Origin of the sequence: Nonomuraea sp. NPDC049655, from assembly GCF_044465465.1 — a bacterium.
GTDB lineage: Bacteria > Actinomycetota > Actinomycetes > Streptosporangiales > Streptosporangiaceae > Nonomuraea.
The window spans coordinates 296135-315781 of record NZ_JBITLS010000008.1; the positions used below are offsets into that span (position 1 = coordinate 296135).

The 19647-nt window shown below is 74.5% G+C and carries 18 protein-coding genes; 15 read left to right on the forward strand and 3 right to left on the reverse strand.

What is annotated here, in order from left to right; translation table 11 throughout:
• Window positions 1-165: 165 nt before the first annotated feature.
• The 11 genes from hisG to ACIBQ6_RS26645 all read left to right on the forward strand — a co-directional run bounded on the left by hisG (window position 166) and on the right by ACIBQ6_RS26645 (window position 11706).
• Window positions 166-1032: an ATP phosphoribosyltransferase gene (gene hisG, locus ACIBQ6_RS26595; RefSeq protein WP_397215112.1), complete on the forward strand. Its 867-nt coding sequence runs from the start codon at window positions 166-168 to the stop codon at window positions 1030-1032.
• Complete coding sequence (locus ACIBQ6_RS26600) at window positions 1029-1835, forward strand: HAD family hydrolase (RefSeq protein ID WP_397215114.1); 807 nt, start codon at window positions 1029-1031, stop codon at window positions 1833-1835. Before hisG ends, ACIBQ6_RS26600 begins: the two co-directional genes overlap by 4 nt.
• 148 nt (window positions 1836-1983) lie before the next feature.
• Window positions 1984-3003, forward strand: coding sequence for a BMP family protein (locus tag ACIBQ6_RS26605; RefSeq protein WP_397215116.1), 1020 nt, complete (start codon window positions 1984-1986; stop codon window positions 3001-3003).
• Window positions 3000-4091 (forward strand): ABC transporter permease, encoded by a 1092-nt coding sequence (locus ACIBQ6_RS26610; RefSeq protein ID WP_358283115.1) that lies wholly within the window; start codon window positions 3000-3002, stop codon window positions 4089-4091. Before ACIBQ6_RS26605 ends, ACIBQ6_RS26610 begins: the two co-directional genes overlap by 4 nt.
• Window positions 4088-5308, forward strand: coding sequence for an ABC transporter permease (locus tag ACIBQ6_RS26615; protein ID WP_397215118.1), 1221 nt, complete (start codon window positions 4088-4090; stop codon window positions 5306-5308). The genes ACIBQ6_RS26610 and ACIBQ6_RS26615 overlap by 4 nt, the downstream gene beginning before the upstream one ends.
• Window positions 5308-7410, forward strand: a complete 2103-nt coding sequence (locus ACIBQ6_RS26620; protein WP_397215120.1) for a N,N-dimethylformamidase beta subunit family domain-containing protein — start codon at window positions 5308-5310, stop codon at window positions 7408-7410. The genes ACIBQ6_RS26615 and ACIBQ6_RS26620 overlap by 1 nt, the downstream gene beginning before the upstream one ends.
• 1 nt (window position 7411) lies before the next feature.
• Window positions 7412-8323 (forward strand): 6-phosphogluconolactonase, encoded by a 912-nt coding sequence (locus tag ACIBQ6_RS26625; protein ID WP_397215122.1) that lies wholly within the window; start codon window positions 7412-7414, stop codon window positions 8321-8323.
• Window positions 8320-9249 carry a PfkB family carbohydrate kinase gene (locus ACIBQ6_RS26630; RefSeq protein WP_397215124.1) on the forward strand — a complete coding sequence of 310 codons (930 nt, stop codon included), beginning with the start codon at window positions 8320-8322 and terminating at the stop codon, window positions 9247-9249. The genes ACIBQ6_RS26625 and ACIBQ6_RS26630 overlap by 4 nt, the downstream gene beginning before the upstream one ends.
• Window positions 9246-9971 (forward strand): GntR family transcriptional regulator, encoded by a 726-nt coding sequence (locus ACIBQ6_RS26635; protein ID WP_352323225.1) that lies wholly within the window; start codon window positions 9246-9248, stop codon window positions 9969-9971. Before ACIBQ6_RS26630 ends, ACIBQ6_RS26635 begins: the two co-directional genes overlap by 4 nt.
• A 58-nt stretch (window positions 9972-10029) precedes the next feature.
• Window positions 10030-10725, forward strand: a complete 696-nt coding sequence (locus tag ACIBQ6_RS26640) for a LuxR C-terminal-related transcriptional regulator (RefSeq protein WP_358283124.1) — start codon at window positions 10030-10032, stop codon at window positions 10723-10725.
• 48 nt (window positions 10726-10773) lie between these two features.
• Complete coding sequence (locus ACIBQ6_RS26645) at window positions 10774-11706, forward strand: 2OG-Fe(II) oxygenase family protein (RefSeq protein WP_352349644.1); 933 nt, start codon at window positions 10774-10776, stop codon at window positions 11704-11706.
• Between the two features lie 42 nt (window positions 11707-11748).
• Here the strand turns inward: ACIBQ6_RS26645 and ACIBQ6_RS26650 are convergent, their stop codons facing one another.
• Window positions 11749-12474: an alpha/beta hydrolase gene (locus tag ACIBQ6_RS26650; protein WP_358283128.1), complete on the reverse strand. Its 726-nt coding sequence runs from the start codon at window positions 12472-12474 to the stop codon at window positions 11749-11751.
• 185 nt (window positions 12475-12659) lie between these two features.
• Between ACIBQ6_RS26650 and ACIBQ6_RS26655 the strand changes: the two genes are divergently transcribed.
• The gene (locus tag ACIBQ6_RS26655) at window positions 12660-13613 is read left to right on the forward strand and encodes an alpha/beta hydrolase (RefSeq protein WP_397215126.1); all 954 of its coding nucleotides are present in this window, start codon (window positions 12660-12662) and stop codon (window positions 13611-13613) included.
• A gap of 11 nt (window positions 13614-13624) precedes the next feature.
• Window positions 13625-14311, forward strand: a complete 687-nt coding sequence (locus tag ACIBQ6_RS26660) for an alpha/beta fold hydrolase (RefSeq protein WP_358283132.1) — start codon at window positions 13625-13627, stop codon at window positions 14309-14311.
• A 9-nt stretch (window positions 14312-14320) separates the two neighbouring features.
• Here the strand turns inward: ACIBQ6_RS26660 and ACIBQ6_RS26665 are convergent, their stop codons facing one another.
• The gene (locus ACIBQ6_RS26665) at window positions 14321-16642 is read right to left on the reverse strand and encodes an ATP-binding protein (protein WP_397215127.1); all 2322 of its coding nucleotides are present in this window, start codon (window positions 16640-16642) and stop codon (window positions 14321-14323) included.
• A gap of 56 nt (window positions 16643-16698) precedes the next feature.
• On the reverse strand, window positions 16699-17898 hold the full coding sequence (locus tag ACIBQ6_RS26670; protein ID WP_397215129.1) for a serine hydrolase domain-containing protein: 1200 nt from the start codon (window positions 17896-17898) through the stop codon (window positions 16699-16701).
• Window positions 17899-18041: 143 nt separating this feature from the next.
• Between ACIBQ6_RS26670 and ACIBQ6_RS26675 the strand changes: the two genes are divergently transcribed.
• On the forward strand, window positions 18042-18383 hold the full coding sequence (locus ACIBQ6_RS26675; protein ID WP_352319589.1) for a YciI family protein: 342 nt from the start codon (window positions 18042-18044) through the stop codon (window positions 18381-18383).
• The gene (locus tag ACIBQ6_RS26680; RefSeq protein ID WP_397215131.1) at window positions 18376-19620 is read left to right on the forward strand and encodes an RNA polymerase sigma factor; all 1245 of its coding nucleotides are present in this window, start codon (window positions 18376-18378) and stop codon (window positions 19618-19620) included. Before ACIBQ6_RS26675 ends, ACIBQ6_RS26680 begins: the two co-directional genes overlap by 8 nt.
• Window positions 19621-19647: the final 27 nt, after the last annotated feature.

Here is a 19647-nt window from a genome sequence, read left to right on the forward strand (position 1 = left end):
GAACCCCCCCTTTTCCATCATCGCGAACACTGGTCAGGAAGCGAAGTCAACCTTCGGCCACCACCATGGTTCACTTGCCCCCGCCCGGCCGGACGGGAACGCTTGCCGGTGCGCGCCGCACGCCCAGTCGCCGGGGGCCGGTCCCCCTGTTCCGAGGAGGACTGCATGGTCTCGCTCGCGCTGCCCAAGGGCACGTTCCTGGAGCGTCCCGTCCTCGACCTGTTCGCCGCGGCCGGGCTGGAGGTGCGCCGGCCGTCCGAGCGCAGCTACCGGGCGAGCATCGCCTACGACGGCGGCGTCGACGTGGCCTTCCACAAGCCGCGCGAGATCCCGCTCGCGGTGGAGCGAGGCGTCTTCGACTTCGGCGTGACCGGCACCGACTGGATCGAGGAGACCGGCGCGAAGGTCGAGCTGGTCGAGGCGAGCGGGTGCGTGCCGCCCTGGCGGCTGGTGCTCGCCGTCCCCGCCGGGCATCCCGCCGTGGACGCCGCCGGCCTGCCCGCCGGGGCCCGGGTCGCGACCGGCTTCCCGAAGATCTCCCGGCAGTTCTTCCAGAGCGTGCCGCTGCCGGTACGGATCGTCCCGTCGTTCGGCGCCACGGAGGCCAAGGTCCCCGAGCTGGCCGACGCCGTCATCGAGACCGACGGCCCCGGCTCCGCCCTGGACGAGCACGACCTGCGGGTCGTCGCCACGTTGCGCACCTGCCTCCCGCAGGTCGTCGCGAGCCCCGCCGCCTGGCGGGACGCCCGCAGACGCGCCGCGATCCAGCGGGTCGCGCGGCTGCTGGCCTCGGTCGACGGGGGAGCGGCCCACGTGCTGCTGACCGTGCGCACCACCACGCGCGACCTGCCGCGGGTCGCCGGGTCGATGCCGGAACGGTCCTGGCGGGCCGGCACCGGCCTGACCGAGAGCCTGGTGGTCGTGCAGGGGCTGGCGGCCCGGCGCGGCCTGGCCGAGACCATCGGCGGCATCCTGGCCGCCGGGGCGCTCGACGTCATCGAGTCGCGCGTCGGGAAGGACGTCACGCCGTGAGCCGCCGGATGATCGTGTGCGACCTCGACGGGACGCTCCTGGACTCCCGCGGCCAGGTCTCCGAGCGCACCAGGACCGCCGTGCGCCGGGCCCGCGCCGCCGGGCACGTGTTCGTCATCGCGACCGCGCGGCCGGTCCGCGACACCCGTCCGGTGGCCGCGGCCCTGGACCACGCGGCCGTCGCCGTCTGCGGGAACGGCTCGATCACCTTCGACTTCGGCAGCGAGGAGGTGGTCGACTACCGCCCGCTGGACCGGCAGCCGCTCGCCGCGACGCTGGCCCTGCTGCGCGACCGGTTCCCCGGCGTGCGCCTGGGCGCCGAGTGCCGCCTCGAACTGCTCCTGGAGGACGCCTTCCACCTGCCCGAGCCGCTGGCCCGCGACGCGCGCCGGGTGCCCCGCCTGGAGCACGAGATCGACCGGCACGACGTCGGCAAGCTCATGGTCCAGCTCGAAGGCGCCGCCCGCCAGTATTACGAGACCGTGCGCGGGCTGCTGACCGGCTGCGAGGTCACCATCTCGGCCGACGTGTTCTGCGAGGTCATGCGGTCCGGCGTGACCAAGGCCGCGGCCCTGGAGTCGATGGCGTCCCGGCTCGGCCTGGGCAGCGCCGACGTGATCGCCTTCGGCGACATGCCGAACGACCTGCCCATGCTGACCTGGGCAGGAACCGCGGTGGCGGTGGCCAACGCCCATCCCGCCGTGCTCGGCGCGGTGGGCGAGGTGACCGCCTCCAACGACGACGACGGGGTGGCCGCGTGGCTGGAACGGCACGCCACGGCCGATTTCTCAGAGAAGTATTGACGCTTGTCTGACGAGTATTCATGATGGTCGCTGGAGCCGGGAACGCACCGGCCAGGATCGGCCTGCGGAGGCAGGCCGCCAGGGCCCGCGCCGGGCGCGGGCGTCCCGTCTGAGAGGTGCCCCAGTGCCCCGATTAGCCGTTGCCCCTGTGCTCGTCCGCGTCCTAGCACTCTTCGCGGCGCTGTGCTCGCTCGCCGCCTGCACCGCCGTCAGCCCCGCCGCCGGGAAGAAGGGCGCCACCTCGGTCGGCGTGGCCTTCAGCCGCGGCGGGCGCGGCGACAGATCCTTCAACGACTCGGTGGGGGCCGGCGTCGACCGCGCGAAGGCCGAGCTCGGCGTCGCGGCCAAGGAGCTCAGCCCCAACGCCGCCGGGTCCGACCTGGAGGAGATCCTGCGGCTGCTGGCCCAGACCGGCCACAACCCGGTGCTGGCCGTCGGCTTCTTCTACGCCCAGCCGCTGGCCAAGGTCGCCCCCGCCTTCCCCCGCACCCAGTTCGTCATCATCGACGACGCCACCGTGAAGCTGCCCAACGTCACCAACGTGGTGTTCCGCGAGGAGCAGGCCAGTTACCTGGTCGGCGCGGCGGCCGCGCTCAAGTCCGCCAGCGGGAAGATCGGCTTCGTCGGCGGGGTGCAGACGCCGCCGCAGGAGAAGTTCCTCGCCGGGTACGCGGCCGGCGCCCGCGCGGTGAAACCCGGCATCCAGCTCTCCAGCGTGTTCATGTCCCAGCCGCCCGACTTCAGCGGCTTCTCCGCCCCCGACAAGGCCCAGGAGGCGGCCCGCGGCATGTACGACGGCGGCGCCGACGTCGTCTACCACGCCGCCGGGGCATCCGGGCTCGGCGTCTTCCAGGCGGCCAAGGCGGCCGGCAAGTGGGCGATCGGCGTCGACGTCGACCAGCGCAAGACGGTCGATCCCGGGCTCGCCGGGGTGATCCTGACCAGCGCCACCAAGCAGCTCGACGTCGCGGTGCTGAGCATCGTCCGGGACGCGGTGGCGGGGCGGCCGATCGCCGGGGTGCGCGAGTTCGGGCTCAAGGAGGGCGGGGTCGGCTACGCCACCAGCGGCGGCGAGCTCGCCGACATCCAGCCGCGGCTGGAGGAGCTGCGCAAGCGGATCGTCTCGGGCGAGATCAAGGTGCCCGCCAGGCCGGCGGAGAGCCGGTGAGCCGGGCGCGGGCGGCGGGCCGGGAAGCGCTGGGCGTGCTCGCCGTCCCGGCGCTCGCGCTGCTGATCGCGCTCACGGTCGCCACCGCGCTGCTGGCCGCGGTGGGGGCCGCGCCGGGGCGGACGTACCTGACGATGCTGGAGTTCGGGGTCCGGCCGGACTCGCTCGTCTCCGCGGTGAACCGGGCGGCCGTCTACTTCTTCGCCGCCCTCGCGGTGGCCGTCACCTTCCGGATGAAGCTGTTCAACATCGGGGTCGAGGGCCAGTACCACGTGGCCGCGCTGTTCGCGGCGGTCGCCGGGGCGGCCGTGCGGCTGCCGGGCCCGCTGCACCTGGCGTTCGTCTGCCTGGTCGCCGTGCTGGCCGGAGCCCTGTGGGCGGGGATCGCCGCGGTGCTCAAGGTGTGGCGCGGGGTCTCGGAGGTGCTGTCCACGCTGCTGCTGAACTACGTCGCCACCGCCGTCGTCGCCTACCTGCTGGCCGAGGTCTTCGCCGCCGGCAGCACCTCGGGCTCGACGCGGGAGCTGCCGCCGTCGGCCCGGCTGCCGCAGCTCACGCTGCCGTCGGGCGACCAGCTCGGCTCGGCCACGCTGGGCGCGGTCGTGCTCGGGGTGGCGGTGCACGTGCTGCTCACCCGCACCCGCTACGGCTACGAGCTGAGGGCCGGCGGCCTGAACCCGGTGGCGGCGCGCGTCCAGGGCATCGACCCGCGCCGGATGATCCTCGTCACGATGGTGCTGTCCGGCGGACTGGCGGGCCTGGCCGGGCTGCCCGACCTGCTGGGCCAGACCTACCGGTACGGCATGGACTTCCCCTCCGGCGCGGGCTTCACCGGGATCGCCGTGGCCCTGCTCGGCCGCAACACGCCCGCGGGCATCGCGCTGGCCGCCCTGCTCTTCGGGTTCCTGGAACGCTCGGCGCTGATCCTCGACATCGAGGGCATTCCCAAGGAGATCGTCACGATCATGCAGGGCGTCATCGTGCTCAGCGTCGTGGTGGCCTACGAGGTGGCGCGGCGGATGGAACGCCGACGGGCCGAGCGGCTCGTACGGGAGCAGGCGTCCCCGGCGCTGGAGCCGACCGCATGAGCGCGGGACGGTACCGGTGGTGGCGGGCCGCGCTCGTCCTGCTGCTGGCGATGTCGGTGGTCAGGGTGTTCACCGGCGCCGACGAGCTCACCGGGTCGGGCGTCGTGGGGGCGGCGCTGCGGCTGGCGGTCCCGATCGGGCTCGCCGGGCTGAGCGGCCTGTGGAGCGAGCGGGCGGGCGTCGCCAACCTCGGCATCGAGGGCATGATGATCATCGGCACGGTCTGCGGGGCCTGGGCCGGGTACGGGTTCGGCGTCTGGGCCGGGGTGCTGGCCGGCACGCTCGGCGGGGTCGCGGCCGGGCTGCTGCACGCGGTCGTCACCGTCACCTTCGGGGTCGACCAAGTGGTGTGCGGCATCGCGATCAACATCCTGGCGGTGGGCGTGGCCCGGTTCATGTCGGTCATCGCCTTCAGCGGCCTGCCGGGGGCGGGGGCCACCCAGTCGCCGCCGGTGAGCGGGTCGATCGGCACGATCAGCGTGCCCGTCCTGGCGGGCGGCGGGGGCACGGCCGACCTGCTCGGCGCGCTGGAGCGCGGCCGGTTCTTCCTGGTGTCCGACCTCGCCGGGATCGTGCGGGGCTTCCTGCACGAGGTCTCGCTGCTCACCGTGGTCGCCGTCGCGCTGGTCCCGGTCAGCTTCGTGCTGCTCTGGCGGACCGCGTTCGGGCTGCGGCTGCGGTCGGCGGGCGAGCACCCGGCGGCGGCGGACTCGCTCGGGGTCCCGGTGCTGCGGATGCGGTACTACGGCGTGCTGGTCTCCGGCGGGCTGGCCGGGCTCGGCGGGGCCTACCTGGTCACCGTCTCCTCGACGGTCTACCGCGAGGGCCAGACCGGCGGCCGGGGCTTCATCGGGCTGGCCGCCATGATCTTCGGCAACTGGCGGCCGTCCGGCACGGCGGCGGGGGCGCTGCTGTTCGGCTACGCCGACGCGCTGCAACTGCGCCAGGCGAGCGCGGTGCACGTGCTGCTGCTGCTCGGGGCCGTGCTGGCCTGGGTCGCGGCGGTCGCGCTCGTCCGCACGCGGCTGCGTCCGGCCGCGACGCTGGCGCTACTCGGCGCCGCCGCCTTCGCGGTCTTCCAGGGCACCGACTCGGTCCCCACCCAGCTCGTGTACGCCACGCCGTACCTCACCACGCTGCTGGTGCTGGTCACGGTCGCCCAACGGCTCCGCATGCCGGCCTACGTCGGCATCCCCTACCGGCGAGGAGACGCGTGATGGCCGTCGACCGGGCACCCCGCCTGATGGGGTACGCCGACCGCTGGTCCGCGGCGCCCGGGGAGCCGCTGGCCGTGCACGCCTCCGGCCCGGACGGGGACGCCGACGTCACCCTCGTGGACCTCGTCCGGGAGGCCGACCTGACCCCGGCCGTGCCGGTGACGATCGCGCCGCGGCCCCTGCGGCCCGGCTCCCGGCTGGAGGCGGCCTCGGTGCCGACGCCCGCCAGGGGCGGCCTCGCCCTCTGGATCCGGCCGAAGCGGCTCGGGCCGCGCCAGGTCGTGGCCCGGCTGGGGGCCGCCGGATGGCGGCTGCTGCTCGCGCTCGACGAGGAGGGCCGGCCCGAGGCGACCGTGCTGACGCCGTCGGGGAGCATGGGCTGCCGGCTGCGCTCGGCCGTCCCGGCGGGGGAGTGGTCGCTGCTGGCCGTGGCGTGGGAGGCGGCGCCGCTGATGACCGTGCTGCATCTGAACGACTTCCGCGCCACGGGGGTGAGCGCCGGGCGGGCCCGCCTGCCGCTGCCGTCCCCGTCGGGCGAGCTGCTGATCGGGGCGGGCGACGAGCATCCGTACGCGGGCCGGATCGCCCTGCCCATGCTGACCGAAGGCCCGCTCGCCATGCCCGGCCGCGTTCCGCTGACCGACCTGACCACCGGTCCCGAACTGGTCAAGCACCTCGGCCCCGAGCTGCTGGCCCTGTGGGACCCGTCCGCCGGCCCCGGCGCGCCCGTCGTCCCGGACGTCAGCGGCAACGGGCGCCACGCGAGCGCCGTCAACCGGCCGCTGGCCGGGCTCCTCGGGCCGGGCGGCGACGCCCGCACCGCGCTCCAGGTCAGCCCGGAGGACCTCGACGACGCCCGCTGGCCGGTGACGTGCGAGCTGACCGTCCCGCAGGACGCCGGCTCCACCGTGCTCGGCGTCCGCCTGCGGACCCGGGGGCAGTCGTGCGTGCTGCCGGTGGTGGCGCGGCCGGACGCGACGCGCAGGAGCCCGGTCGCGGTCGTCCTGCCCACGTTCACCTACCTCGCCTACGCCAACCACCGGCAGTCCAGCGAGGCCGAGTACTTCGGCGACTACCGGCAGGTCACCGACCGCGTGATCACGCTCTCCCCGGTGGACGCCTACCTCAACGAGCATCGCGAGCTCGGCCTGTCCCTGTACGACCAGCGGCGCGAGGGCGGCCACGTCACCCACTCCTCCAGACGCCGCCCGGTGCTCAACCTCACCCCCGACTACCGCTGGTGGATGACCGGCGCGCCGCGCCACTTCGCCGCCGACCTGCTGCTGCTGCGCTGGCTGCGCGCGGCGGGCTTCGCCTTCGACGTGCTGGCCGACGAGGACGTGCACGACGGCGGCGCCGACCTGCTGTCCGCCTACCGCGTCGTCCTGACCGGCAGCCACCCCGAGTACGTCACCGCCCCCGGACGCGCGGCCTTCAGCGCGTACGTGTCCGGCGGCGGCCGGCTCATGTACCTGGGCGGCAACGGGTTCTACTGGGTGACCGGCGTCGACCCCCGCCACCCGCACGCCATCGAGGTCCGCCGCGGCCACGTCGGCGACTGGTGGGACGACGAGCCCGGCGAGGACGTGCTGACCTCCACCGGCGAGCCCGGCGGCCTCTGGCGGCACCGCGGCCTGGCGCCGCAGGAGCTGCTCGGCGTCGGCTTCGCCGCCCAGGGCTGGGGGCCCGCCCCCGGCTACACCCGCCTGCCCGACAGCCACCGGAAGGAGGCGTCCTGGGTGTTCGAGGGCGTCGGGACCGACCCGGTGGGCTGCTGCGGCCTCGCGCTCGGCGGGGCGGCGGGGGACGAGATCGACCGGGCCGCGCCCGAGCTCGGCACCCCGCCGGACACCCTGGTGCTCGCGACCTCCGCGGGCGGCCACGGCCACCACTACCGGCCCCCCACCGAGGAGGCCGGTTCGGGCGCGCAGGCCGTACGCGCCGACATGACCCTGCGACTGCTCGGATCCGGCGGCGCGGTGTTCGCCGCCGGATCCGTCAACTGGGTGACCAGCCTCGCCTGCTGTGACGGTGACATCAGGCGAATCACCCGGAACGTCCTGTCCCGATTCCTGCAACCCGCAGCTTGTGAGGAGGAGTGACGTGACCACCGCGAGCGCGAGGCACCTCGACTACCCCTATCCCCGCACGTCGGCCGAGCTGACCGACGAGATGTTGTCCATGCCGGCCGAGGAACTGGCGGCCATCGCCCGCCACCCGCTGACCGTCTACCCCGACACCACCGAGCTCTACTACCGGCTGGCCCGGGAGATGGCCGACGAGTTACGCGCCCGCAACATGCGCGGCGAGCCCACCCGCTGGATCCTGCCCGTGGGCCCGAAGGCGCAGTACCCGATCCTGGCGCGCATCTGCAACGAGGAGCGCATCAGCTGGGCCGACGTGTACGCCTTCCACATGGACGAGTTCCTCGACTGGCAGGGCCGGCCGGTGGACCCCTCGCACCCCTTCAGCTTCCGCGGCTACTGCGACCGCAACCTCTACCAGCTCCTCGACCCCGACCTGCGGCCCCACCCGGGCAACGTCGTCTTCCCCGACGTGTTCGACCCCGACGCGTTCGGCGCGCGCCTGCGTGCCGAGGGCGGGGCCGACACCTGCTACGCGGGCTTCGGCTACCGGGGGCACCTGGCCTTCAACGAGCCGCCGTCCACGCGCTGGCACCAGTACACCGCCGCGGAGTTCGCCGCCTCGACCACGCGCGTCGTCCCGCTGCTCGACGACACGATCGTGGCCCACTCCCACCGGGTGACCGGCGGTTACACGCAGGCGATCCCGCGGATGGCGATCACCGTCGGCATGTCGGAGATCCTCTCCGCCCGCCGGCTGCACCTGATCACCGACGGCGGCGCCTGGAAGCGGTACATCGTCCGGGTGCTGCTGCTCACCACCGAGCCGGACGTGCTGCTTCCGGTGACCTTCGCGCACCACCACCCCGACGTGCGGGTGACCGTCGACGCCGACAGCATCGCGCCCTGCGCCCTGGGGCTGGGCTCGTGACCGTCGTCGCGGTCGGGGCCTACATCGTCGACCTCTACATGTTCGGCGACCGTCTGCCGGAGCCGGGCGAGAGCGTCAACGCCGCCGACTACGCCACCGCGCACGGGGGCAAGGCCGCGAACGTGGCGGTCGCCGCGGCCCGGCTGGGCGCCGCCGCCCGGTTCGTCGGCTGCCTCGGCGACGACGCCGCCCGGCCGGTGGCGCTGGCCGAGCTGCGCGCCGAGGGCATCGAGGTCGGCGAGTGCACCACGGCCGTCGGCGTCGCGACCGGGCGCAGCTTCGTCTACGTCGATGCGGCCGGCGGGCAGATGGTCATGACCTGGCCGGGGGCCGCCGACCTGCTGCCGCCCGCCCAGGCGGCCGCCGTCGTCGCCGGCCTGCCCGCCGGGTCCGTGCTCGTGCTGCAGGGCGAGATCCCGCTGGAGATCTCGTACGCGGCCGCGACGGCGGCCCCGCCGGGCGTGCGCGTCCTGCTCAATCCGAGCCCGGCGGGACCGTTCCTGGAGGGGACCGGGAAGGAGCTGCTGGCCCGCGCCGACGTGCTGGTGCTCAACGAGGGCGAGCTGGCCGCGCTGGCCGGCGAGACCCCCGGCGACCTGGACGACCTGCGCGGCAGGACCAGGGGACGCATCGTCGTCGTCACCCGCGGCGAGCACGGCGCCGAGATCGCCGACGACGGCGGCACTATGCTGATCGACGTCCCCAGCGTGCGCGTTGTGGACACCACCGGCGCGGGTGACGCCTTCACCGGCGCCCTGGCGGCCGCCCTCTGCGCCGGCACGGGCCTGGTGCGCGGCGTCCGGCTCGCCTGCCAGGTGGCGACCGTCTCGGTCACGCGCCGGTTCTGTGCCCCCAGCTACCCATCGGCCGCCGAGCTCGGCATCGCCCCGCTCCGCGGTCCGTCCGTGCAGGAGAGACCCGCGTGACACGACGTCATCCCACCCTGGCCATCCAGATCCGTGACCGGCTGCACGCCCTGATCGTCGAGCAGGGGCTGCGCCCCGGTGACAGGCTGCCGTCCGAGAACGAGCTCATGACCCTGTTCGACGTCGGGCGCACCAGCATCAGGGAGGCGTTCAAGCTCCTGGAGCAGGAAGGGCTCATCCAGGCCAGGCACGGCGACGGCCGCTACCTCACCTCGCAGCCCAGCCTGGACCGGCCGCTGACCCGCCTCGAAGGCGTCACCGAGATGCTGGCCAGCCGCGGGTTCACCGCCGACAACACCGTCCTCGACGTCGTGGCCACCGAGCCGGACCGCCACCAGCGCGAGCTGCTGCAACTGCCGCCCGGCGAGGCCATCGTCCGGCTGGAACGCCTGCGCCGGCACCGGGACGACGCGCTGCTGTACTCCATCGACCTGTTCCCGCGCTCGCTCATCGGCCGCCCCATGGACGAGGTGGACTGGACCGGCTCGCTGTTCCAGCTCCTCACCGAGCACGGCCACACCATCGCCTACGCCGTCGCCCAGGTGCGGGCGGTGACCCTCAGCCACGCCCAGGCCGAGCGCATCGGCACCCACGAGGACGGCGGCGCCTGGCTGCTGCTCCTCCAGACCCACCACGACAGCGCCGGACGGCCGGTGCTGTATTCGCAGGACTACCACAGGGGCACCGACTTCTCCTTCCACCTGGTGAGACGCCGCGACTGAGTGAGCCGCCGCCGCGTACCGACCGACCGCCGTTCGCCGACGCAGAGAGGATCATGCGATGAGTGCCATCACGCTGGAGGCCGGCCACCCCATCCCGGCCTCCCCTTCCAGCCTCCGGGCGAGGTGCACCAGGCTGTCCGTCTTCTGGCTCGCCGAGGACGAGGTCTCCTTCTACGGGCTCCCGCCGCTGCTGATGAAGGTGTCGAACGTGGCCGGGGTCGCGGTCGTGCGCAGCTGCGCGGAGGCCCGGCTGCTGCTGGCCGGCGAGGACTTCGACGTGGCGGTGATCCCGCTCGCGGTCCTGCCGGACGTGCTCGGCGGACGCCCCCGCCGGGCCCGCCCGCAGATCCTGGCCATGGTGCGTCAGGGGGAGGAGCTCGCCCCCTGCGTCGCCCAGCGGTACGGGCTGGCCGGTTGCCTGCTGTGGGACGAGATCAATGTCGCCGGCTTGTCGGGCACCTTCGATCGGCTGCTGCGCGGCGACGCGCCCGTCCCGTCCAGGGGCGGCCCCGACCTGCTCGGCCGCCTGACCGAGCGCGAGCACATGGTGCTGGCGCTGCTGCTGCGCGGCATGAGCAACCACCAGATCGCCCGCTCGATGGGCATCTCCATCCACGGCGTCAAGCGCCACATCTCGAACCTGCTCGTCAAGTTCAACTGCTCCAACCGCACCGAGGTCGCCCTGGTCGCCCAGCGGCTCGGCCTCGACCCCGCCGCCCGCACCCCGCGCCACCTGAGCAGCACCGGCACGTAGCACGTACGACGAACCATCCCCGAACGGTCATCGAGAAACGGAGTGACAATGGACGTCCCTCTCATGGAACTCAGCGGCCGCGCCCCCGTCGTCAGGCTGCATGACATCGAGGCCGACATGGCCGCCGCCACCGACGCCATCAGGTCGCAGCTGACCGGATGGGGCTTCATGGCCGCGGAGGTGCCCGGCATCGGCGAGCGCGTCGAGGCCATGATGAACGAGTTCGCCGCGGCCTGCCGGGCGACCGGGCCGAGCCTGTCCGACTACGCCTACGACGTCGTCCCGCAGCTCGCCGTCGGCGGCACGCACGGGTTCTTCCCGTACAACTCGGAGATCCCGCGCCTGGCCAACGGCGTGCCCGACCCGAAGGAGTTCATCCACGTCAGCGGCGCCATGATCGGCGACCAGCCGCCCGGGGCGGGTGACGTGCTGCGGGCCTTCCCGGCGTTCGGCGCCCGCGCCGCGGAGGTGTTCGACATCGCCTTCCGGCTGATCTCGCTCTTCGGCGAGGTCGTCCGGGGCATGATGCCGCCCGGCACGCCGGAGCTGGACCTCTCGCACGACGCGACGAACCTGCGGGTGATCCACTACCGGGACGTCGGCGACCGCGAGGTGCTGGCCCACGAGCACTCCGGCATCCAGATGCTCGGCCTCCAGCTTCCCCCGTCCGACCAGGGCCTGCAGTACGTGCTGCACGACGGCACCTGGGTCGAGCCGGTGATCGCCGGGACCGACGTCGTGCTGTGCAACATCGGCCGGATGCTCACCAGCGCCTCCGACGGGCGGTTCCGGCCGTCCACGCACCGGGTGCACACCAAGCCGATGCCCGCCGGCTACGAGCGCCTGTCGTCGGTGCTCTTCGCCTACCCGCAGCACAAGGCCCGCCAGTGGAAGATGGTGGACGGCGAGCTGATGTCGCTGAACGCCACCTGGGGCGACTTCATCGACAGCCGCTTCCAGGGGCTCGGCAAGCAGTCCTGACCGCCCGGCCTCCTGGCGGCCGGGCCGGCCGTCAGGAGGCGATCATGAGGCACTGGCCCGGACGGCCGCCCGGATCACGTCGGCGACCTCCTTCGGCCGCGACACCGCGACCGCGTGCGAGGCGCCGGCGACCTCCACGGCGGTCGCGCCGGCCCGCTCGGCCCCGAACCGCTGCACGTCGGGGTTGATGGCCTGGTCGGCGTCGGCGATGACGGCCCACGACGGCTTGGCCCGCCAGGCCGCCGTGGCCGCGCCCTCGGTGAACGCCCCGGCCGCCAGCGGCCGCTGCGCCACCGCGAGGACCCGGGTGACCTCGGCCGGCACGTCGGCGGCGAAGACCTGCGGGAAGGCGTCGGCGGCGATGGTGAACTCGACGGCGGCGCCGCCGTCCGCCAGCGGGTAGGACGCCTGCCGCAGGCTCGCGCCGAGCGGCGGCTCGGGGAATCGGCCCTGGAGCTCGCCCAGGCTCTCGCCCTCGTCCGGGACGTACGCGGCGACGTAGACGAGGCCGACGACGTTGTCCGCCGCGCCGGCCACGGTGATGATCGCGCCGCCGTACGAGTGGCCGGCCAGCACGACCGGGCCGTCGATCTGTGCCGCGACGGAGGCGACGTACGCCGCGTCCGAGGCCAGGCCGCGCAGCGGGTTCGGCGGGGCCACCACGGGGATGCCGTCCCGCTGCAGCTCGGCGATGACGCCGGTCCAGCTCGCCGCGTCGGCGAACGCGCCGTGCACGAGGACGACCGTCGGGGTGGTGCTCTCCGTCATGGAAAAACTCCTTCTCAGGGCGAAAGGGACCGGTCGGCCCCGGTGGCGATCCAACAGCCGGGCCGCTCGCGCGCACGAGGCGGAAACGTACTTCTGCCTGTGGTTCCGCCTCGTCTTTCGGGCAGGCCGGTCGCTTGGATGGGTGACGGCCCCCCTGCTTCCAACCCCTTCTTCCTGGAGCGATCATGATCAAGCCCGTCCTGGAACCAGCCGCTCAGGCGTTCGCCGAGGCCACCGCCGAGCCGCCGTACCTCTTCCAGCTCCCGCCGGAGGAGGGCCGCAAGGCCGTGAACGAGGTGCAGTCCGGCCCGGCCGAGCTGCCCGCCGTGGACGAGGAGTGGGTGACGGTCCCCGGCGGACCCACCGGCGAGGTCAGGGCCCGCATCGTGCGGCCCGCCGGCAGCACCGGCGACCTGCCCGTGATCATCTACATCCACGGCGCCGGCTGGGTCTTCGGCAACGCCCACACCCACGACCGGCTGGTCCGCGAGCTGGCGACCGGCGCCGGCGCCGCCGTGGTCTTCCCCGAGTACGACCTGTCGCCCGAGCACCGCTACCCGGTCGCCATCGAGCAGAACTGGACGGTCGCCCGCTGGATCGTCACCGACGGCGCCGCCAAGGGCCTGGACGCCACGCGCGTCGCGGTGGCCGGCGACTCCGTGGGCGGCAACATGACCGCCGCGCTGACCATCATGGCCAAGCGGCGCGGCGGGCTGTCGCTGCGCCGCCAGGTGCTGTTCTACCCGGTGACCGACGCGTCCTTCGACACCGAGTCCTACCGGCAGTTCGCCGAGGGCTACTTCCTGCGCCGGGACGGCATGCAGTGGTTCTGGGACCAGTACACGACCTCGGAGGCCGAACGCGCCGAGATCACCGCGTCCCCGCTGCGGGCCACCGTTGAGGAGCTGGCCGGTCTGCCGCCGGCGCTGGTCATCACCGGCGAGGCGGACGTGCTGCGCGACGAGGGCGAGGCGTACGCCGCCAAGCTGCGCGCCGCCGGGGTGCCGGTGACCGCCGTGCGTTACCAGGGCATCATCCACGACTTCGTCATGCTCAACGCGCTGCGCGGCACGTACGCGGCCGAGTCGGCGATCGAGCTGGCCGCCGGCACGCTGCGCCGGGCCCTGCACGAGAGCTGACCTCCCGCGCCATGCCCTCCGCCTACGACCTCGACCAGGTGCGGCACGCCAACGCCACCGGGCGGGTCCCGGTCGTCTTCGTCCACGACCCGTGGTTGCTGGCCGAGAGCTGGGAGCCCTGGGCCGAGGTGTTCGGGCAGGCGGGGTTCGTCCCCGTCATCCCGGCCTGGCCCGAGGACGGCGAGGCCGCCGGGCATCCCGCAGGCCACTTCGCCGGGTTGATCGGCGGGCTGGCGCGCCGGCCCGCCCTGGTCGGCCACGCCGCCGGCGGCCTGGTCGCGCAGATCCTGGCCGGACGCGGGCTGGCCTGCGCCTGCGTGGCGATCAGCCCGGCGCCGTTCCGCGGGGCGCTCACGTACGGGCGCTTCCGGCACGCCGTGGCCAACGCCGTCGGCGAGGAGGAGGCCAGGCGGCTGTACGAGACGTACGCCGTCCGGGCGGCGGAGGCGGGCGACCCCACGGGCCTCGACGGCGCCGCGCCGGACCGGGGGCCGCTGCTGCTGGTCGCCGGCGAGATGGACCGCACGGTCCCGTGGGCCGCCGCGCACGCCGCCTACCTGTGGCAGGCCCGCAACCGGCACCATCTGACCGAGATCGTCGAGCTGCCGGGGCGCGGGCACTCGATGACCGTGGACAGCGGCTGGCGCGAGGTCTGCGGCACCGCCCTGACCTTCATCGAGCGGTTCGTGGACCCCTGACCGGCCCGCTCAGCCGGTGGCTTCATGCGTTGTCACCGGGGCCAGCCGGGTGAGTTCGGCGGTCACGCGGGCCGCCCGGACGGCGTCGGCGGAGGCTTCGTACAGCTCCAGGGCCTCCTGGAACGCCTCGCGCGCCGCCTCCCGCCGTCCCAGCTCGACCAGCGCCCGGCCCAGGTTCGTCAGCGTCTGGGCCGTGGCCCGGTTGATCGGGCGCTTGCGCAGCTCGACCAGCGCCTCGCGATAGTGGTCGGCGGCCTCCTGCCAGCGGCCGAGCGCGAAGTAGCCGTCGCTCAGCAGGTCCAGCGCCGCCCCGACGGCGTGGGCGACGATGACCGGCGTGCCGCCGAACGCCGGGTCGCGCAGCCGTTCCAACAGCTCCAGCCCGTGCCGTACGGCCTCCTCGATCCGGCCCAGCCGGCGCAGGCCGTTGCCGACGCTGAGCATCGCCTGGGCGTAGCCCTCGGGGTCGCCGGCCTGCCGGAAGCACTCCGCCGCCCGCCGCGCGTGCTCCAGGCCGGTCTCCGTGGCGCGCCGGTCGTCGCGCCCCCACAGCGCCCAGGTGGCGTAGGTCAGGGCCCAGCCCTGCTGGCGCACGTCCCCGACCTCGCGGGCCAGCTCCAGCGCGCGCAGCGCGGTCCGCTCGCCCTCGTCGTAGCGGCCCTGGCAGTACGTGCGCGCCCAGGACAGGTAGTTGAGGTGCACCGCCTCCTGCAGGCGGTCGCCCGTCTCGCGGGCCGCGCCGGACGACAGCTCGAACACCTCGGGCCAGTACCCCCAGTGCATCCACAGGTCGGAGAACCAGTGCATGGCCTCGGCCACCTCGACGACCCGCGCGTGCTCGCCGGCGCGGGCCGCCTGCCGCAGCGCGGCCAGCCACGCCGCGCCCTCGGCCTGGAGCCATTCCTGCGCCTGCCGCGCGCTGTCCAGCTCGACCAGCGAGCTCCACCCGGACGGCGGCGCGCCGTAGCCGGGCTCGAACCAGCGCCCGGCGACGGTCGCGATCTCCAGCAGCCAGTCGTCCATCCGCCGCCGCGCCTGCCGCTGCGCCGTCATGGGCTCCTCGTCGGACAGCCGGGCGCGGGCGAACAGCCGTACCAGGTCGTGGAAGCGGTAGCGGCCGGGGTACGGCGACTGCAGCAGCCCGAGATCGACCAGCTCCTCCAGGGCGTCCTCGGCCTCGTCCGGGCCGAGCTCGGCGAGGACGGCCGTCATCGGCGCCCCGAAGTCCGGCGCGGCGGCCAGCGCCAGCCGCCGGAAGCCGCGCCGCGCGGGCGCCGACAGCTGCCGGTACGACAGCGCGAAGGCCGCCGCCACCGACAGGTCGCCGGCGGCCAGCGACTCCACCCGGCGTCCCTCGTCGCCGAGGCGGGCGGCCAGGTGCCCGGCGGTCCAGCCGGGCCTGCTCTGCAGCCGGTTCCCGGCGATGCGCAGCGCCAGCGGCAGGTTCCCGCACAGGTCGGCGACCTGGGCGACCCCGTCCGGGTCGGCGTCGGCGCGCTCGGCGCCGACGATCGCGCGCAGCAGCGCGGCCGACTCCCCGGCCGCCAGGTGCGCCAGCGGCACCTGGTGCACGCCCTCCAGCCCGGCCAGCGGGCGGCGGCTGGTGACCAGCGTCATGGACGGGCCCTCGGCGGGCAGCAGCGGGCGCACCTGGGCCTCGTGCGCGGCGTTGTCCAGGATGACCAGGCAGCGCCGGCTGCGCAGCAGGGCGCGGTACTGGCCGGCGCGGTCCTCCTCGTCGGCCGGGATGCGCCGCTCGGCCACGCCCAGGGCGTTGAGCAGCCGGGACAGCGCCGTGCCGGGGTCCAGCGGGACCGGGTCCATGCCGCGCAGGTCCAGGTAGAAGCGGCCGTCGGGGAACAGGTTGGCCAGGTGGGCGGCGGCGCGCACGGCCAGGGCGGTCTTGCCGATGCCGGCGGCCCCGGAGACGGCCGCGACGACGGCGGGCGCGTCCTCGGCCCCGGCGACGGCGGCGACGACGGCGGGCGCGTCCTCGGCCGTGCGGGCGGCCAGGTCGCGCAGCAGGCGCAGCTCCCGTTCGCGGCCGGTGAAGTCGCCCACGCCGCGGGGCGGCTCGCAGGCGCCCGGCGCGGCGTCCTGGCGCGGGCGGCCGGCGCGGGCGGCGTCGGACAGCGCCGTGCGCCGCGGCTCGTCCAGCCGCAGCGCCTCGGCCAGGGCCTCGACGGTGCGCCGCTGCGGGCCCCGGCTGGCCCCGCGTTCCATGTCGCCGATGGCGCGCACGCTGACGCCGGAGGCGTGGGAGAGCTCCTCGATGGTCAGCCCGGCGGCGTGTCTCAGGCTCCGCAGCATCGTGCCGAACGACTCCGCCACCCGTCCCCCTCGAAAGTTGTGAGCGGCGAAATCCCCCGAAACGCCGCATACCAACCTTATCTGCCGGAAAACGGGGTGAGGTGCTGGTCGATCGAGGTGTACGTCACGGTCCAGAAGTCCTCGAAGACCTTGGGCGCCACCGGCGACGTCATCGCCACCTGGGTGAACAGCACGCCCACCAGCCCCTCCGACGGATCGGCGTAGGCCGTGGTGCCGAGCCCGCCGGTCCAGCCGAACCGGCCCGGCCGGGTGTACAGGCGATCGGCCCGGGTGTCCACCTGCATCCCGAACCCCCAGCCGCCCGACCCGAGGAACGTCTCGGCGCCCGCCTTCTGAGCCGGCGACAGATGGTCGGCCGTCATCAGCTCGACCGAGACCCGCGACAGGATCCGGCCGCCGTCGTGCCGCCCCTTCTCCAGCAGCATCCGGAAGAACGCGGCGTAGTCGAGGGCGGTCGAGAGCAGGCCGGGGCCGCCGCCGCCGGACGGGAAGGCCGGCGGCTCGTGCCACACGCGCGGGTCGGGCCTCGGCGTCACGCCCCCCGAGCCGTCCGGCCGGTAGGAGGCCGCCAGGCGGTGGAGCTTGTCCGCGGGCAGGTGGTAGCCGGTGTCGCGCATGCCCAGGGGCTCGAAGACGCGCTCGGTCATGAAGTCGTGCAGCGGTTTCCCGGCGGCCCGCGCGACCAGCACGCCCAGGACGTCGGCGCTCGTGTGGTAGGTCCACCGCTCGCCCGGCTGGAACATCAGCGGCAGCGCGCCCAGCCGGGCGAGCCATTCGTCAGGGCCGCCGGCGGGGCCGTCGGGGCCGCGGTCGATCCGCGGGTCGCGCATCGCGCGCACGATGGGCAGCTCGTCGCCCTCCACCAGGAGCTGTCCCGTGCCCAGCCGGAAGGTCAGCAGGTCGCGTACGGTGATCGGCCGCGTGGCGGGCACCGTGTCGTCCAGCGGCGCGTCCAGGGCGCGCAACACCCGGCGACCGGCCAGCTCGGGGACGAGGTCGTCGATCGGGTCGTCGATCCGCAGGACGCACTCCTCCACCAGGATCATCGCCGCCGCCGCGGTGACGGCCTTGGTCAGCGACGCGATCCGGAAGATCGAGTCCGCCTCGACGGCCGCCCCGCCGCCGCGCTCCAGCGTGCCCATCGGCACGACGTGCGTCTTGCCCCGATGATGGACGAGCCCGACCAGCCCCGGCACCTCGCCCCGCGCCACGAACCCGCCCAGCACGCCCCGCATCCGCTGTTCCAGTACGCTCATCGGTCCTCCTGAAGTGACGTGTCGTGACAATGACCGGACGGACCCGGAAAACTCATCGTCATGGCGTGTCCATCCGGGCGGGTCCCGTTCGTGGTGAAGGCGTACGGCGGCCCCGCCGTACGCCGACCGCGAAGGGAACACCGATGAAGTACATGCTGCTGATCAACGCCGGCACCTCCGACGAGCAGGAGCCGGGCGACTTCCAGGAGTGGATGGCCTACGACAAGTCCGTCCGGGAGGCGGGCATCCTGGTCTCCGGCGAGTCGCTGGCCGACCTGGTGACCGCCACCACCGTACGGGTGAGCGCAGACGGCACGCCGACCGTCACCGACGGCCCGTACGCCGAGACGCGCGAGGTGCTGGGCGGCTTCTACGTGATCGACGTGCCGGACCTCGACGCCGCCCTCGACTGGGCCGTGCGCTGCCCGGGTGCGCGCGGCGGCGGCTCGGTGGTGGTCCGCCCGGTCGCCGACTTCGATGCGTGAGATCGAGGCCGTCTTCCGTGAGGAGCGCGGCCTGCTGCTGGCCGCGCTCGTCCGCCGCTTCGGCGACCTCGACCTCGCCGAGGAGGTCACCTCCGACGCCGTCGAGGCGGCGCTGAGGCACTGGCCCGCCGAGGGCGTGCCGCCCAATCCGGGCGCGTGGCTGATGACCACCGCGAGGCGCAAGGCGGTCGACCGGCTCAGACGCGAGCAGGCGCTGGCCACCCGGCTGGCCGTCCTGGCGGCCGAGGCCGAGCGGGCCGCCCCCGAAGCGCCCCCCGGCGAGGACGGCGGCCTCCCCGACGAACGGCTGCGGCTCTTCTTCACCTGCGCCCACCCCGCGCTGCCGGCCGAGGACCGCGGGGCGCTGACGTTGCGCTGCCTGGCCGGCCTGACCACCCCCGAGGTGGCGCGGGCCTACCTGGTGCCGGCCCAGACGATGGCCAAGCGCATCGTCCGGGCCAAGAAGAAGATCCGGGAGGCGCGCGTCCCGTTCCGCGTGCCCGAGGCCCACGAGCTGCCGGAACGGGTGCCCGGCGTGCTCCAGGTGATCTACTCGATCTTCACCGAGGGCTACGCGGCCAGCTCCGGGCCCCTCCTCCAGCGGCTCGACCTGGCCGAGGAGGCGATCAGGCTGGCCCGGATCCTGCGCCGGCTGCTGCCCGCCGAGCGGGAGGTCGCCGGGCTGCTGGCGTTGCTGCTGCTGGTGCACGCCCGGCGCGACGCCCGTGCCGGGCCCGAGGGGGAGCCGGTGCTGCTCGGCGAGCAGGACCGCGGCCTCTGGGACCGGGCCATGATCGAGGAGGGCTCGGCGCTGGTGGTGACCGCGCTCAGCGGCGGCCCGCCCGGCCCGTACGCCGTCCAGGCCGCGATCGCGGCGCTGCACGACGAGGCCCCGGACCTGGCCACGACCGACTGGCCGCAGGTCGTGGCCCTGTACGACGTGCTGCTCGCGCTCGACCCCTCTCCGGTGGTGGCGCTGAACCGGGCGGCGGCCGTGGCCATGCGCGACGGGCCCGAGGCCGGGCTGGCGCTGCTGGAGGAGCTGGCCGGGGCGCGGCGGCTGCGCGACTACCACCCGTACCTGCTGGCCCGCGCCGACCTGCTGCACCGGCTCGGCCGGCTGCCCGAGGCCGCCGAGGCGTACCGCGCCGCGCTCGGGGCGGCCGGGAGCGAGCCCGAGCGCACCCACCTCCGCCGCCGCCTGGCCGCGCTGGAGGAGGCCGGGCACGAGGTTTGAGCACCGCCCTGACCAGGGAGAACTGCT